Origin of the sequence: Gordonia cholesterolivorans (assembly GCF_039531975.1) — a bacterium.
Lineage (GTDB): Bacteria > Actinomycetota > Actinomycetes > Mycobacteriales > Mycobacteriaceae > Gordonia > Gordonia sihwensis.
The window spans coordinates 23,192-38,842 of the sequence record NZ_BAAARB010000012.1 but is presented as its reverse complement, the minus strand read 5'-3'; the positions used below and the strand labels follow the sequence as shown (position 1 = coordinate 38,842).

Genomic DNA, 15,651 nt, shown 5'->3' with positions numbered 1-15,651 from the left:
GGCGGTCAGCCGCTGATAACCGCCCGGTAGCCTTCCGCGTCGAGCAGACCGGCGAGAATCTGGTCCAGGTCGGCGTCGTCGCCGACCGTGATCTCGACCAGCCAGCCGTCCTCGTACGGAGACGAATTGACCAGCTCGGGAGCACCGTCGAGAGCCTCGTTGGCAGCGGCGACGGTACCGTCGAGCGGACCGAAGATGTCCGAGACGCTCTTGGTCGATTCGACCTCGGCGAACGACTCGCCCGTCTCGACGTCCGAGTCCACCTCCGGAAGCTGAACGAAGACCACGTCGCCGAGCGCGTCCTGCGCGAAATCGGTGATCCCCACTCGGACGGTCTTGTCACCGACCTTGCGGATCCACTCGTGCTCGTCGGTGTAACGCAGCTCTGCGGGGATCTTGGTGTCGCTCACGTTGCGGCCTCTCTCAGGAACTGTCGGAAGACTTGGACTCACCCTCGCCCGCCGCTCCGTTGCGGCCGCGAGGCGCTCCATGACTTTATCGTGACGAGCCGCCGGATCGCGCATCAGCCCGACCGAGCGAGCGATGCGTGATCAGCCTGTGACCGACCTGGGCGGCATCGTCCGCACCACGGCGACGGTCTGAATCCAGTACAGGACCAGCGACCACAGATACAGGCCGACGCCCCAGATCAGGAAGGCCCAGCCGATCGGATGGCACACCGTGCCCACCACACCGTCGATCTGACCGGCGAGAAGCCACGGGAAGGCGCTCATCAGCGCGAAGGTGGCGGCCTTGCCGACGTAGAGGGTCGGCAGGGCCGTCACGCCCCTCGATTTGAGCAGCGGCGCCGTGGCGAAGAGCAGCAGATCGCGGCCGACGATCAGTCCGATGAGCCACCAGGGAACGAAGTCGCGGATACCGAAGCAGATCGGGATCACGATCACGTACAGGCGATCGGCCGCCGGATCGAGCAGCGCGCCGAGCTTAGACGACTGTCCGAGCCAGCGCGCGAGCTTCCCGTCGAGCCAGTCGGTGAGGCCCGAGACGAAGAGCACCGCGAAAGCCCAGGCGGCCGACTCCTCCACGAGCAGCAGCCAGATGAAGACCGGGATCAGGAGCAGACGCAGCACGCTGAGCGCATTGGGCACCGTCCACACGGCGTCACTCCGTTCGGCTCGCGGTGCCTCGCGCGAGTCCTGCGGCCGCGGCCGAGTCATCGGAAGATGCCGACGATGCCCTGAATCGCCTGCGCACCGGCGGATGCGAAGTGATTCTCGTGAACCAGGTAGGTCCACGTCATCGTCGAGCGATGCAGTCCTTCCAAGCCGAGGTCGACGCCGTCGGCGGTGATGCGGGCGTCCACGAAGGTCTTGCGCGCCGCCTCCATCGCCTCGTCGGCGAGCTTGGCGAACTCGGCGAAGATCAGCTTGTGGAACTCCTCGAGCGGGCTCTGCGCGCCCAATGCCCGCAGGTGGATGCTGGCCTGCACGTCAGCGATGTACGCGAGGTGATCGGCCCACGCGCGGTCGAGGTGGTACAGCACGATCTGCCGCGCGGCCTCCGCCAGGACCTCGTCGTCGACGTCCGCCGACAGGCTCTCGTACCGCTCGGGCTCGGACTCCTTGAGGTCGGTCAGGGCTTGATCGGTGGTCAGTACCGCCATCCGCCGCCGGACGATCGCGTTGCGCTGCTCGTTGACCTGCTTGTTGTACTCCCACGTGTTGCTGTGGAGTTGCAGCATCGCGCCTTCGGCGATCTTCTGGGCGTTCTCGACGCTCTCGACTCCCTTGGCTCCCATCGACCCGTCCGAGGAGATCGGCTGCTGCTCACGCTGGTGCGTGAGGTTCTTGGTGACGAGCGGATCCTCCAGGCTCGAGAAGAAGACCGATCGGCCGGGATCGCCCTGCCGCCCCGCACGGCCGCGCAGCTGGTTGTCGAGCCGCTCGGTGTCGTAGCGTCCGGTGCCGACCACGCAGAGTCCGCCGAGCTCGATCACCTCCTCGCGGGCGGCCTCGTCACCGCTGGAGCCGCCGAGCCGGATGTCGGTGCCGCGGCCGGCCATCTGCGTGGAGACCGTGACGGCTGATCTACGGCCCGCCTCGGCGATGATCGCCGCCTCTTCGGCGTCGTTCTTCGCATTGAGCACCACCGACGGAACTCCCGCCCGCTCCAGGAAGTACGCGAGCTCCTCCGACTGCGCCACGTCGTGCGTGCCGATCAGGATCGGCTGTCCGGTCGCGTGGATCTCGGAGACGAACTCGACGACCGCCTCCACCTTGTGCGCCTTGGTGTCGTAGACGCGATCGGGCTCGTCGACGCGGATGTTGGGGGCGTTCGGCGGAATCTGCGATACCTGCAGATCGTAGAACTGCCGGAACTGCTCACCCGCCGCGATCGCCGTGCCGGTCATGCCCGCGACGCGCGGGTACCGGCCGATCAGCGCCTGAACGGTGATCGTGTCGATCACCTCGCCCGCCTGGGTGGGGTTGAGGCCCTCCTTGTACTCAACCGCGGCCTGGACACCGTCCGGCCAGCGCTGCAGCCGCGCCACTCGGCCGCGGGAGGCGTTGATCAGATGCACGCCGCCGTCGCGCACGATGTAATCGACGTCGCGTTCGAGCAGGTAGTAGGCGTAGAGCGCGACGTTCACGTGCACCAACGTGCTCGAGACATGTTCCTCGTCGTAGAGGTTGATGCCGCCGAGCGTGGACTCGACGAACTGGGCGCCCTCCTCGGTCAGCGAGACGTTCTTACCGTCCTGGTCGAGTTCGTAGTGCTTCGACTTGAAGTGGGACACCACCTCGTGGATCGCCTTGTTCGGGATCTCCGCGTCGGTCGAGCCGGCGAGGATGAGCGGAACCAGTGCCTCGTCGACCAGCACCGAATCGGCCTCGTCGACGATCACCACGTCGGGTTCGGGTGCGACGAGTTCGTCCGCGTGCAGCGCGAGGTGGTCGCGCAGGACGTCGAACCCGATCTCGTTGACCGAGGCGTAGGTGACGTCGGCGTCGTACGCCGCCTGCCGCTCCTCGCGGGTGGAGTGCTCGTTGATCGAGGCGACCGAGATCCCGAAGACGTCGTACAGCGGCTTCATCCACTTCGCGTCACGATCGGCGAGATAGTCGTTGACCGAGACCACGTGCACCTGATGACCGTCGAGCGCGTAGCCGATCGCCGCGATGGCGCCCGCGAGGGTCTTGCCCTCGCCGGTCGCCATCTCGACGACGTCGCCCTCGAGCATGCGCAGCGCACCCTGCAACTGCACGTCGAAGGGCTTCATGTCGAGCTTGCGGTCGCCGGCTTCGCGCACCAGCGCCAGGAACTTCGCGCGGTCGCCGACCACCGACATGTCGAGTTCGGCTGCGGCGCCCGCGAACTCACCGTCCCCGAGCCCCGCGGCCCACTCGTCGTGTTCAGCGGACTCCTCGATCATCGTCAGCGACTGCGACTGGTTGCGAGAGGTCTGCGCACCCAGCATGCGCCACATCGCGTTGGTGAGTCTTCCCACGTGCTTCCTGTTCCTCGAACTCCGGACTGCAGAGACCTCGGTGCGCGTCGCGACGCCGGGGTCGATCCTGATCTACCGTACGCGGCGCTGCGCTACCGTGGCGCACATGATCATCGGACGCCGGACGCGTTGGCGGGTGCTGGCAGCTATGGGCGCGATCGTCGCCGGTACGTCGATTCTGGCGGGCTGCGGGGACCGTTCGTCCACGCCCGACGCCGACCCCGCAGAGCTGGTCGGGAAGACGTATCTGTCCACGGAGGTCCAGGGCCCGCAGATTCCGGGTGGAGGACCGCTGCTGCTCGCCTTCGGCAAGGGCACCATCAGTGCGAACGCCGGATGCAACGGGCACGGCGGCGCCGTCGCGTTCGCCGGCGGCGTCCTCACGACCGGGAGTCTGGTCGGCACGATGATGGCGTGTCCGCCGCCACGCGACGGCGCCGACCGATGGGTCACGGACCTGTTCGGCTCACCCCTGTCGTGGCATCTGGACGGTACGACGCTCACTCTGCAACGCGGCGATCGGAAGGTGACGCTCGCCGAACGGCGCGAGCGTCCCGTCGTCGGCACCCGATGGCGGGTCAGCGCGCTCGTCACCGACGCCGCGGTCTCGACCTCTGCCGCACTCGAGAACAGCAAGCCGTACTTCGAGATCGCGGGCGACGGCGCGTTCGCGGGCAGCACGGGCTGCAACAGGATGACCGGGCGGGCGCGCGTCGACGGAGACCGGATCCACCTGTCGCCGATCGCGACCACCCGCCGGGCGTGCGATCCGGAGACCGCGGACGTCGAGCGCACGGTGCTCGCAGCGCTCCGGGACGAGGTGATCGTGGAGGTCGACGGCGACGAGATGCGGCTGACCAACGCGGCGAACAGTGCCGTCGGGCTGCGGCTGACGGCGTCGGGCATCGCGTAGCGCGTCCTGTCGGCGGTCCGCGGCCGCGGCCCCTACACTGCGTCTATGCCGAAGAAGAGCGGGCGGCCGCCCAAGCTGCCGAAGGACATCTACGAGGCCGAGCTGTTCCGCCTGCAGACCGAACTCGTGACCCTGCAGGAGTGGGTGCGGGCCACCGGAGCCCGCGTGGTGGTGGTCTTCGAGGGCCGGGACGCCGCAGGCAAGGGCGGAGCGATCAAACGCATCAGCGAGTACCTGAGCCCGCGGATCTGCCGGGTGGCGGCGCTGCCCGCACCCACCGATCGGGAACGGGGACAGTGGTACTACCAGCGATACGTCGCACATCTGCCCGCGCCCGGTGAGATCGTCCTCTTCGACCGCTCCTGGTACAACCGCGCCGGTGTCGAGAAGGTGATGGGCTTCTGCACGCCCGAAGAGCACACCCGGTTCCTCCGGCAGACACCGATCTTCGAGCAGATGCTCATCGACGACGGGATCATCCTCCGCAAGTACTGGTTCTCGGTGTCGAATGAGGAACAGCTCCGCCGATTCCGCGCCCGCCGCGACGATCCGGTGCGCCAGTGGAAGCTGAGTCCGATGGATCTCGAGTCGGTGTACCGCTGGGAGGAGTACTCCCGGGCCAAGGACGAGATGATGGTGCACACCGACACCTCGAGCAGTCCGTGGTATGTGGTCGAGTCCGACCAGAAGCGCAACGCCCGGCTCAATATGATCTCCCACCTGCTCTCCACCATCGACTACGAACCCGTCCAGCGGGCGGAGGTGAAGCTGCCCAAGAAGCCGATCGAGTCGGGCAACTATCATCGGCCGCCGCGGTCGTTGTCGAAGTTCGTGCCCGATCACGTGGCCGCTCTCATCGGCGACCGGGAGTCCTGATTCCGCCGTGTCCGTCCTGAACCTCCTCGCGTCCCGGCTGCCGGTCGGAGCGCGCGAGGTGGTGTACCTGGTGAGCGTCGCCGGCTTTCCCAATCTCGGCGACGAACTCATCGCCGAGGCCTGGCTCCGGCATCTGGCGGCGCGGCGACCGGCCGCGGTGGTCGTGGTCGATTCGCCTCGGCCCGGGCAGGCGGCGCTGCTGCTCCAGCACGCCAATCCCGCCGCCGTGTTCGTCGACACGCTGTGGCGCCGGGTCTTCGCACCAGGCGACGGCCACCGCTCCGATCCGGTCGACGACCTGCATCGGTCCGCCGGCTCCGATCCCGGGGCCCGACTGCTGCTGCGGGCGGGGACCGTCCACATCGTCGGCGGCGGCTTCCTCAACGGCCTGTGGCCGCATCACCTCGCGCTGGTCTCCGCCGTCGCCGTGGTGACGCGGTCCACCGGCGGACGGGCGGTGGCCAGCGGTGCCGGTCTGACACCGGGTTTCGCAGGTCCCGACGCCGAGGATTTCCGCGCTGCCATCGACGGCTTCGACGTCTTCGACGTTCGCGACGCGCCCAGCGCGGAGTACCTCGGGCCGGTCCGCGGTGCATCGTTCACCGGCGACGACGCGTGGCTGTCGGCCGCGGTGGCCCGCCCCGAACCCGGCCCGCCGGAAGAGGCGGGCGTGGTGGTGTGCGCACAGGGCGATCTGACCGACGACTTCTCGTGGCGCGGTGACCGCGGCGTGACCGCTGTAGCGCGATTCATCGAGGCGACGCTCGACGAATGGGCTGTCGCCGGCCCCGAGGTGGTGATCGCCGAGTGCAATCCCGGCATCGACGCGGTGGTCGCGAACCGCCTGGGCGCCCGGCTCGATGGCGCCGAGCGGCTGTCGTTCCAGCAGGTCTGGGCGTCGGGGCTGCCCACGGGCCGGGGACGAACGTGGGTGTCGACTCGTTTCCACCCGCACCTGATCGCGGCTTCGGCCGGAGATTCGGGCGTCGCGGTGATCGCCAAGCCCGACTACTACGGCACCAAGCACGCCTCGCTGTCGGAGGCCGGTTCGGCGTGGACCGTCGTCGGTCCGGACTGCGACGTTCCCCCGCGGCCCTGCGCCGGCGGCTTCTCCCCCGCCGCCGTGGCCACGAATCGGTCTCGCAAGGCCGCGCTGGCGCACCGGCTGTACCCGCCGGGAACCGGCTTGCGCTGATCGGAAGATGCCGTAGAGTCGGCAACCCTATGTGGATAGGTTCTCTCGAATTCGATTTCCTGCTCGGCGACGTTCACTCGTTGAAGGGCAAACGCTCCGTCATCCGGCCGTTGATCGCCGAGATCCGCCGGCGGTACGACGTCTCGGTGGCCGAGGTGGATCATCGAGACGTCCACCGGCGGACCCTCATCGGGGTCGCGGCGGTCAGCGGCGACGCCGCGCACGTCACCGAGGTGCTCGACGCCGCCGAACGGTTCGGCGCCGCCCGGCCCGAGGTGGAACTCCTGTCGGTCCGTCGCCGGATGGTCTCGACCGACGACCTGTGAACCGTCCGCCCGGTGACGCTGTGGGCCGGTGACCCGGTCGCGTTCAGTCCGATGCGACGCAGAATTGATTGCCGTCCGGATCGGCCAGCGTGGTCCAGGCGAACCCGTCGCCCATGCTGCGCTCCGCCACCAGGGTCGCACCGGCGGCGATGAGACGCTCCACCTCCGCGGTCCTGTCGTCGGCACGCAGATCGAGGTGGATCCGGTTCTTGCCGGGGGTGGGGTCGGCGACCTTCTGGAAGGCGATCATCGGTCGGCCCGCCCCCAGCGCAACCGTCACGAACCAGCCCTCGTTCTCCTCCGCGATCTCGCCGCCGAGCGCCTCCGCCGCTGGTCAGCGGCCGAATCCCGCATCGCGCAGCGCCTGCGCCATCGATCCGCCGGCCGGCCGGTCGTCCCGCCGGGAACCGCCCCGGCCCTGACCGGCAGCGCCGCGCGGGCCGCCTCCGCGGCCCTTTCCGCCCCGGTTGTTGTCGCTGCCCCGATTGTCGTTGCCCCGGTTGTCGCCGCCCCCGCGTCTGCGACCACCGCCGCGCGGACCGGCGTCGGCCTCGTCGTTCAGTCGCAGCGACAAACCGATCCGCTGCCGGTCGACGTCCACCTCGAGCACTTTCACCTTCACGATCTGGCCCGAGCGAACCACCTCGTGCGGGTCGGAGACGTACCGGTCGGCCATCGCCGAGACGTGGACGAGTCCGTCCTGGTGCACGCCCACGTCCACGAAGGCACCGAATGCCGCGACATTCGTGACGACGCCTTCGAGCACCATGCCGGGCCGCAGATCGGACACCTTCTCGACTCCGCTCGCGAAGGTCGCGGTGGTGAACGCCGGCCGCGGGTCGCGGCCGGGCTTCTCCAGTTCGGCGAGGATGTCGGTGACGGTGGGGACACCGAACGTGTCGTCGGCGAACTCCGCGGGCTTGAGGGTGCGCAGCGTCGTGCTGTCACCGATGAGCTCGGTGAGTTCGCGACCGCTGCGGTCGAGGATCTTGCGCACCACCGGGTACGCCTCCGGATGCACGCCGGAGGCGTCCAGCGGATCGTCGCCGCCGCGGATGCGCAGGAAGCCGGCGCACTGCTCGAACGCCTTCGGACCCAGACGGGGGACGTCGAGCAGACCGGTCCGGCTTCGGAACGCACCCGTCCGGTCTCGGTGAGCCACGATTCCGGCGGCGAGTGTGGGGGTGATCCCCGAGACGCGCGAGAGCAACGGAACCGACGCGGTGTTGAGATCGACGCCGACGGCGTTCACCGCATCCTCCACGACCGCGTCGAGGCTGCGCGCGAGGTTGGTCGCCGAGACGTCGTGTTGGTACTGACCCACGCCGATCGACTTGGGATCGATCTTGACCAGCTCGGCCAGCGGATCCTGGAGGCGACGCGCGATGGAGACCGCGCCGCGGATCGAGACGTCGAGCTGCGGGAGCTCCTGGGAGGCGTACTCGGACGCAGAGTACACCGATGCGCCCGCCTCCGACACGACGGCCTTGACCGGCGGCCGGGCGCCGGACTTCTTGATGTCCGAGAGCAGCTCGCCCGCGAGCTGATCGGTCTCGCGCGAGGCCGTTCCGTTGCCGATCGCGATCAGTTCCACCCCGTGGCGCGCGATCAGCGCGGCCAGCGTGGCTTTGGCCTGATCCCATTGCTGCTGCGGCTTGTGCGGGAAGATCGCGCAGTGGTCCACCACCTTGCCGGTCGCGTCGACCACCGCCACCTTCACGCCGGTCCGGTACCCGGGATCGAGGCCGAGAGTGGTGCGCGTCCCGGCGGGAGCCGCCAGGAGCAGATCCTTGAGGTTGGTCGCGAAGACGGCGACCGCGTCGTCCTCGGCCCGGCTCCGGAGCTTCATCCGCGCGTCGATCGTCGCGGTGATCATGAGCTTGGTCCGCCACGCCCAGCGAACCGTAGCGGTGAGCCAGTCGGTGGCCGCACCCGGATGCGACTGGTCGACGCCCAGGGTCGCTGCGACCATCGCCTGGTACGGCTCGTCGTCGCCACCGTCGAAGGTCAGGCTCAGGACCTCCTCCTTCTCGCCGCGCAATACGGCGAGCACGCGGTGGGACGGCATCGCGTCGAGCGGTTCGGCGAAGTCGAAGTAGTCGCGGAACTTCTGCGCGGCGGCATCGGTCTCGGCACCGGGCCGGACCTGAGTCCGGAGCGAGCCGTCGGCCCAGAACTTCTCGCGGACCGCACCGACGAGCTCGGCGTCCTCCGAAGCGCGCTCGATCAGGATGTGGCGTGCGCCGTCGAGAGCGGCGGCGGCATCGGCGACCTGCTCGCCGATGTAGGCGGCAGCGGCGTCGGCGGGAACCAGCGACGGATCGGCGAGCAACGCCTCGGCCAGCGGCTCGAGACCGGCCTCACGCGCGATCTGCGCCTTGGTTCGACGCTTGGGCTTATACGGCAGGTAGATGTCCTCGACGCGCGCCTTCGTGTCGGCGGCCAGCAGCGATGCACGCAGTTCGTCGGTCAGCTTCCCCTGCTCGTCGATGGACGCGATGACGGCGGCCCGGCGCTCGTCGAGCTCGCGCAGATAGCGCAGTCGTTCGTCCAGCAGACGCAGCTGAGCATCGTCGAGACTGCCGGTGACCTCCTTGCGGTACCGGGCGATGAACGGGACGGTCGATCCTTCGTCCAGCAGCTTCACCGCCGCGCTGACCTGGCCTTCGCCGACGGAGAGCTCCTTGGCGATGCGGGCATTCACTGACTCGAGAGGCGCACTGTTGGTCACCGCATGCAGGCTACCGAAGGGTGGTGCCCGGGCCGCTGGCCGCCCGTGTCATAACCTGGCTGGCATGACCGAACCGACCCCGTTCGACAAGCTCGCGTTCACGTGGGAGGCGGCCTTCACCGCAGTCGACGCAGCCGAGGCGTCGCCGCGCGGAGCCGAACCCGGCGACATCGCATGGATGGAGACCATGCGTCCGCAACTGGAGAATCTGCGGCGGCGCAACGACGCGGGCGAGGACCTGGAAGCCGACTTCGACACCATGATGTGGGTGATGGCCAATACGCAGACGGCGATGCAGGTGCTGTCGCGCTATCGGACCACCCGCGAGGGCGCCGACAAACTCGCCGAGTTCGAGCGGCTGCGCGCGCAATCGCACACACTCGAGGCTCCGGACGACTGAGCGCCGCTCAGCACTCACGTTCCGGGTCCGGGGCGGCGACCGGGACCTCGGCGAACATTCCGAGCCGGCTGTCGCGCGCCAGCCCGGAGATCCCGTTCGACCGTCCGCGCTGCACGCGCACGGCTACCAGCGCCAGCACTCCGGCGATCACCGCCACCTGGATCACGCCGCCGCCGATGAGCGGCGCCCGCGGTCCGAACCATTCGGCGAGCAGACCGAGGAGCGGCGCGCCGATGGGTGTGCCGCCCATCAGCACCGTCATGTAGAGCGCCATCACCCGCCCGCGGACCTGCGGGTCGACATGCATCTGCACGTACATGTTGGTCGCGGTGAGCGACAGCAGCGCGGAGAGTCCCACGAGAGGCAGCACCAGGCCGTAGAGCAGCGGGGTCGGCAACGCACCCGACAGCACGTTGACGACCGCGAAGACCAGCGCGGCGCTGACGACGAACCGCAGTCCGGGAGACGACTTCCGCCGCGCGGCCAGCAGCGCGCCGAGCAGCGACCCCGCGCCCGAGACGGTGCCGAGCAGACCGTACATCTCGGCGTCCAGGTGGAACTCGTTGCGCACCATCAGCGCGTTCGTCATCTGGAAGTTCAGACCGAAGGTGCCGACGGCGAAACCCACGCCGAGGGCGATCAGCAGATCGGCGCGCGCGGCCACATACCGAACCCCCTCGCGCACCTGGCCCTTCGCCCGGCGCAGCGGTTCGGCCGGGACCAGTTCGTCCCTGTTCAGCAGCATCAAGGCGATCAGGAAGGCGAGATAGCTGACGCCGTTGCTGAGGATCGCCCACCCGCTGCCGAAGGCCGCGATGATGAGCCCTGCGACTCCCGGGCCGATGAGCCGCGCGGCGTTGAAGGCCGAACTGTTGAGCCCGATCGCGTTGGTGAGCCGTTCGGTTCCGACCATCTCCGAGACGAAGGCCTGGCGGGCGGGTGCGTCCAGCGCCGTACCCATCCCGAAGACGACGGCGAACACGTACACGTGCCAGGTCTGGGCCACGCCGGAGACCGCGAGGGCGCCGAGCACCAGCGCGCTCAGCGCCATCCAGCTCTGCGTGAACATCAGGAGTCTGCGCTTGTCGAAGCGGTCGGCGAGGACACCGCCGAAGGGTGAGAGGACGAGCGCCGGAACGAATTGGAGCGCCGTCGTGATGCCGACCGCCATCGCCGATCCGCCGGAGAGCTGCAGCACCAGCCAGTCCTGGGCCACCCGCTGCACCCACGTGCCGACGTTGGAGACCAGTGCGCCGGTCACATAGGTCCGGAAGTTCGGTACGGCGAGGGAGGCGAATGTCGACGACTGCCTCAGCTGCACGAACCCTCCTGGACTCCAGACTTCCGCAGTCCAACGTACGCCCTGTCCCCGCGCGTCTGCGCGGGCGATCGGTTCGCATTACCGTGGACGGCATGCGCGCAGTCATCATGCATTCGCCCGGAGACGTCAGCGTCGTCGATCGACCCGATCCCCGAATCGAACAGCCCACCGATGCGGTCATCCGTCTCGCCGCCACGTGCATCTGCGGCTCCGATCTGTGGCCCTATCGCGGTGCCAATGACGTCGACGAGGCGCCGATGGGCCACGAGTACGTCGGCTACGTCGAAGAGGTCGGGCCCGAGGTACGCACCGTGAAGGTCGGTGACTTCGTGGTGGGTTCGTTCATGGCCTCGGACAACACCTGTGAGATCTGCGAGGCCGGCTATCAGTCCCGATGCGTCAACGTCCACCCGATGGGCGGGATCGGAACCCAGGCGCAGTACGCCCGCATCCCGTGGGCGGACGGAACGCTGGTCGCGACGCCGGCGCCGCCCGACGACGACCTGATCCCCTCGTATCTCGCGGCGTCCGATGTCCTGGGCACGGGCTGGTTCGCGGCGGACGCCGCCCAGGTCCGGCCGGGCAAGACCGTCGCCGTCGTCGGCGACGGTGCGGTGGGCCTGCTCGGCGTTCTATCGGCGCGCCAGATGGGAGCTGAGCGCATCATCGCGATGAGCAGACACGCCGACCGCCAGGAACTCGCCAGGCAGTTCGGTGCCACCGACATCGTCGCCGAGCGCGGCAAGGACGGCGTCGCGGCGGTCAAGGAACTGACCGGTGGACTCGGCGCGCACTCGGTGATCGAGGCCGTCGGAACCCAGGAGTCGATGATGCAGGCGATCCGATCGACCCGCCCGGGCGGCCACGTCGGCTTCGTCGGCGTCTCGCACGGCGTGGAACTGCCCGGCGACAGGCTCTTCTACTCGGCGGTGCATCTGCACGGCGGGCCCGCACCGGTCCGCCGGTATCTGCCCGATCTGGTGCGCCGCATCGCGGCCCGAGAGATCGACCCCGGCCGCGTCTTCGATCTCTCACTGCCCCTCGAGGACGCGGCCCAGGGCTACCGCGCGATGGACCGGCGCGAAGCGATCAAGGTGATGCTCACCGTGTGAGCTGCTCGTTCAGCGTTCCCTCACGGCCCGGGCGCTCCACCGACCCTGGGCGTGGTCGACGGCGATCCGATGGTCGAAGGCCCGGCTGATGACCTCCGACGTGACCGTCTGAGCCGCCGTTCCGGAGGCCACCACCGCGCCGTCGCGGATCACGAGTGCGTGGCTGGTGGTCTCGGGCAGCTCCTCCAGGTGGTGGGTGACCAGCACGGAGGCCACCTCGGGCTCGGACACCGCGAGTGCGTCGACGGTTTCGAGGAGTTGTTCCCTGGCGGCGACGTCGAGGCCGGTGGTCGGCTCGTCGAGCAGCAGGAGTTCGGGATCGCTGATCAGTGCGCGCGCGATCAGCGCCCGTCCCCGTTCGCCCTGCGACAGGGTGAGCCAATCGGAGTCGGCACGCGCGCTCATTCCGACGTCGTCGATGAGGGCTGCGGCCCTGGCCCGGTCCTGCGCGGAGGGCACCCATCGCATCGGCAGATCGATGGTTCCGGTGACGCCGGTGAGGACGACCTCGGTCACGGTGAGTCCGGTCTGCAGCCGATGACGCGGGTTCACGTGGCCGATGTGGCGGCGCAGTTCGGCGGTGTCGACGCGACCGAGGCGCTTACCCAAGACGTCGACGGTGCCCGTCGTCGGGTGCGTCTGAGCAGCGCAGAACCCGACGATGGTGGTCTTGCCCGCTCCGTTCGGGCCGAGCAGCGCCCAGTGCTCTCCCGCATGCACGGTGAAGTCGATGCCGTGCAGGATCTGCCGGCCGTTGCGGCGGAAGGTGACGGCGTCGAGCCGCAGAACCTGTTGTGCGCGTGTCACGCGAGTGCCTCCTTGAGTCCGTCCAGATGGGTGCGTGCCGCGGTTGCGGCGTCGGCAGGTCGCCTCGCCGCCACGGCGTCGACGATGTCGGCGTGGGCGCGATGGTCGATGTCGGTGTCGAACTCTCGACGGATCCGCAGCAAGTCGACCATCGCGACGCGCACCCGCGGGGTCATCGCGTCGAACAGTTCGGTCAACACCGGGTTCCCGGCGGCGGAGACCACCGCCCGATGGAAGTCGATATCGGCCGCGACGCGGTCCTCGATTCCGCTCCGGCTCTGTTCGCGCTTCTCGAGCGCCGCACGCATGGCGCGCAGCTGCGCCGGAGTGCGGCGCCGTGCCGCCAGCGCGGCGGCTTCGGTCTCGATCGCGGTGCGCGCCTCCAGCACTGCGACGACGTCCGCCCTGCGAAGGACGTCGTCCCAGTTCTCCGGCACGTCGACTGCGGCGACGAAGACGCCGGCGCCCTGGCGTGACGAGAGGACGCCGCGCCCTGCCAGCTGGCGCACCGCCTCCCGCACGGTGGATCGGCCGACCCCCAGCTGGACCGCCAGCGTGCTCTCGCCGGGAAGCTTCTGGCCCAGTGTCCACTCCCCGGCGCGAATGCGCTCGAGCAGTACCTCGGCGGCCTGATCGGCCAGCGGCGTTCGCCGCACCTGTGCGGGCATGACCACTCACTCCTCTACTTGTCTGATGAGTTGTGTTAGATTCTAGCGCCATGCAGAACCTCGCTTCCCTCCGACTCATCAGCCACGGAGAGTCCTGATCCGCAGACCGGCGACTCCCCGTGGGCCCCGACGCCGGTCTGCACCCGACTTCTGCGAAAGCGAGATCCCATGTTCACCGAATCCGAATCCCCCGCGTCCCGGCCCGACGCCTTCGGCTCCATCAGCACCCCTGCCGGGCCGATACCCGACCAGTCACCCTCATGGAACCGCCAGCGGCGATCCCAGATGCCCTCGCACCGGTACCGCGACGTGTACCGTCGCGTCGAGGTTCCGCTGACGACGCGCCGGTGGCCCGAGGCTCGCCTCACGTCCGCGCCGCTGTGGGTTCCGGTAGACCTGCGCGACGGCAACCAGGCACTGCCGGAACCCATGAACCCGGCACGCAAGCGCCAGCTGTTCGAATTGCTCGTCGCCATGGGCTACAAGGAGATCGAAGTCGGCTATCCCTCGGCGTCGGCCACCGACTTCGATTTCGTCCGGCAGATCGCGGAGACCGATCTGGCCCCCGACGACGTGACGGTGGTCGTCTTCACTCCGGCGCGACGGGATCTGATCGAGCGGACCGTGGAGTCCATCCGCGGGATCGACAATCCCGTGGTGGTGCACATGTACACCGCCACGGCACCCGTCTGGCGCGACATCGTGTTGAGACAGTCGCGGTCGGAGCTGCTCGAGACCGTTCTGGGCGGCGGCCGGGACGTGTTGGAATTCGCCGGCGACCTGCCGAACGTCCGTTTCGAGTTCTCCCCCGAGGTCTTCAACCTCACCGAGCCGGATTTCGCGCTCGACGTCTGCAACGCGATGACGCGGCTGTGGGACGCCGCTCCTGATCGTCCGGTGATCCTGAATCTGCCTGCGACCGTGGAGATCGCGACGCCGAACGTCTACGCCGACCAGATCGAGTACATGCACCTGAACCTCGAGCGTCGGGAATCGGTGATCCTGTCGGTGCACCCGCACAACGACCGCGGCACCGGAATCGCGTGCGCGGAACTGGCGGTGCTGGCCGGCGCCGAACGCGTCGAGGGATGCCTGTTCGGCAACGGCGAACGGACCGGCAACGTCGACATCGCCACCTTGGCCCTCAATCTCCACGCACAGGGCGTCGACCCGATGATCGACTTCTCGGACATCGACGAGATCCGCCGAGTCGTCGAGGAGGCCAACCAGATCGAGATCCATGCACGCCACCCGTACGTCGGCGACCTGGTGCACACGGCATTCAGCGGCACTCATCAAGACGCCATCGCCAAGGGATTCGCCGACCACCGACGCCGGTCCGCCCATGCCGGTCACGCCGAATCGGAGATGCCGTGGGACGTGCCCTATCTGCCGGTCGACCCGGCCGACCTGGGCCGCACGTACGATGAGGTGATCCGGGTCAACTCGCAATCCGGCAAGGGCGGTATCGCGTATCTGCTGGCAGCCGAGTTCGGCGTCGAGTTGCCACGCCGCCTTCAGATCGACTTCGCACGCGTCGTGCAACGGCACACGGACACCGAGGGCCGCGAAGTCGACGCGGAGACGCTCTGGACGCTGTTCTGCGCGGAGTACATGCCCGCAGACGGCGCCGCGGACAGCACCTCAGCGCGCGCGGACGCCATCGAACCTCTGAGCCGTCACCGGAGCGCGATCACGGCGCCGGAACGCGGACGCTTCCTGACCGTTCTGGAGTGGCGGCGCGGGGACGACTGCGGCTGGTCGGCAGGCATCGGGGCGTCGGAGGACGAGGCCGATCGGGCGGCGTCGGCCGCCGCCCGCAGGCACTGAGCG

14 protein-coding genes and 1 pseudogene are annotated in these 15,651 nt (G+C 68.8%); 7 read left to right on the top strand and 8 right to left on the bottom strand.

Going from position 1 to position 15,651, the window contains the following annotated elements:
• Positions 1-5 precede the first annotated feature (5 nt).
• From gcvH to secA2, 3 genes are all read right to left on the bottom strand, one after another.
• A complete protein-coding gene (gene gcvH / locus ABFX36_RS11990; RefSeq protein WP_006895080.1) occupies positions 6-410 on the bottom strand; it encodes a glycine cleavage system protein GcvH in 405 nt (134 codons plus the stop codon).
• Positions 411-551: 141 nt separating this feature from the next.
• The gene (locus ABFX36_RS11985) at positions 552-1,178 is read right to left on the bottom strand and encodes a CDP-alcohol phosphatidyltransferase family protein (RefSeq protein WP_039866852.1); all 627 of its coding nucleotides are present in this window, start codon (positions 1,176-1,178) and stop codon (positions 552-554) included.
• Positions 1,175-3,469 (bottom strand): accessory Sec system translocase SecA2, encoded by a 2,295-nt coding sequence (secA2, locus tag ABFX36_RS11980; protein ID WP_346076515.1) that lies wholly within the window; start codon positions 3,467-3,469, stop codon positions 1,175-1,177. Before secA2 ends, ABFX36_RS11985 begins: the two co-directional genes overlap by 4 nt.
• Positions 3,470-3,575: 106 nt before the next feature.
• Between secA2 and ABFX36_RS11975 the strand changes: the two genes are divergently transcribed.
• Genes ABFX36_RS11975 through ABFX36_RS11960 form a run of 4 tightly spaced genes read left to right on the top strand, consistent with a single transcriptional unit; the run spans position 3,576 to position 6,779 of the window.
• Positions 3,576-4,382 carry an META domain-containing protein gene (locus tag ABFX36_RS11975; protein WP_346076513.1) on the top strand — a complete coding sequence of 269 codons (807 nt, stop codon included), beginning with the start codon at positions 3,576-3,578 and terminating at the stop codon, positions 4,380-4,382.
• Between the two features lie 45 nt (positions 4,383-4,427).
• On the top strand, positions 4,428-5,258 hold the full coding sequence (ppk2, locus tag ABFX36_RS11970; protein WP_006895084.1) for a polyphosphate kinase 2: 831 nt from the start codon (positions 4,428-4,430) through the stop codon (positions 5,256-5,258).
• Between the two features lie 7 nt (positions 5,259-5,265).
• Positions 5,266-6,453, top strand: coding sequence for a polysaccharide pyruvyl transferase family protein (locus ABFX36_RS11965; protein WP_062367698.1), 1,188 nt, complete (start codon positions 5,266-5,268; stop codon positions 6,451-6,453).
• 29 nt (positions 6,454-6,482) lie between these two features.
• Positions 6,483-6,779 carry a DUF503 domain-containing protein gene (locus tag ABFX36_RS11960; protein ID WP_346076510.1) on the top strand — a complete coding sequence of 99 codons (297 nt, stop codon included), beginning with the start codon at positions 6,483-6,485 and terminating at the stop codon, positions 6,777-6,779.
• A gap of 43 nt (positions 6,780-6,822) precedes the next feature.
• Here ABFX36_RS11960 and ABFX36_RS11955 read toward each other — a convergent pair.
• A pseudogene (locus ABFX36_RS11955) lies at positions 6,823-7,107 on the bottom strand (VOC family protein); the annotation flags it as partial.
• A 6-nt stretch (positions 7,108-7,113) separates the two neighbouring features.
• On the bottom strand, positions 7,114-9,519 hold the full coding sequence (locus ABFX36_RS11950; protein ID WP_062367697.1) for a Tex family protein: 2,406 nt from the start codon (positions 9,517-9,519) through the stop codon (positions 7,114-7,116).
• Between the two features lie 55 nt (positions 9,520-9,574).
• Between ABFX36_RS11950 and ABFX36_RS11945 the strand changes: the two genes are divergently transcribed.
• A complete protein-coding gene (locus tag ABFX36_RS11945) occupies positions 9,575-9,910 on the top strand; it encodes a hypothetical protein (RefSeq protein ID WP_006895089.1) in 336 nt (111 codons plus the stop codon).
• Positions 9,911-9,917: 7 nt separating this feature from the next.
• Here the strand turns inward: ABFX36_RS11945 and ABFX36_RS11940 are convergent, their stop codons facing one another.
• Positions 9,918-11,231, bottom strand: coding sequence for an MFS transporter (locus tag ABFX36_RS11940; protein ID WP_006895091.1), 1,314 nt, complete (start codon positions 11,229-11,231; stop codon positions 9,918-9,920).
• 92 nt (positions 11,232-11,323) lie between these two features.
• On the opposite strand from ABFX36_RS11940, the gene ABFX36_RS11935 reads away from it, so the two are divergent.
• Positions 11,324-12,343 (top strand): zinc-dependent alcohol dehydrogenase family protein, encoded by a 1,020-nt coding sequence (locus tag ABFX36_RS11935; protein WP_346076507.1) that lies wholly within the window; start codon positions 11,324-11,326, stop codon positions 12,341-12,343.
• A 9-nt stretch (positions 12,344-12,352) separates the two neighbouring features.
• Here the strand turns inward: ABFX36_RS11935 and ABFX36_RS11930 are convergent, their stop codons facing one another.
• Positions 12,353-13,150 (bottom strand): ABC transporter ATP-binding protein, encoded by a 798-nt coding sequence (locus tag ABFX36_RS11930; RefSeq protein WP_045539443.1) that lies wholly within the window; start codon positions 13,148-13,150, stop codon positions 12,353-12,355.
• A complete protein-coding gene (locus ABFX36_RS11925; RefSeq protein ID WP_006895097.1) occupies positions 13,147-13,818 on the bottom strand; it encodes a FadR/GntR family transcriptional regulator in 672 nt (223 codons plus the stop codon). The genes ABFX36_RS11930 and ABFX36_RS11925 overlap by 4 nt, the downstream gene beginning before the upstream one ends.
• Before the next feature lie 168 nt (positions 13,819-13,986).
• Between ABFX36_RS11925 and ABFX36_RS11920 the strand changes: the two genes are divergently transcribed.
• On the top strand, positions 13,987-15,648 hold the full coding sequence (locus ABFX36_RS11920; protein WP_346076504.1) for a 2-isopropylmalate synthase: 1,662 nt from the start codon (positions 13,987-13,989) through the stop codon (positions 15,646-15,648).
• Positions 15,649-15,651: the final 3 nt, after the last annotated feature.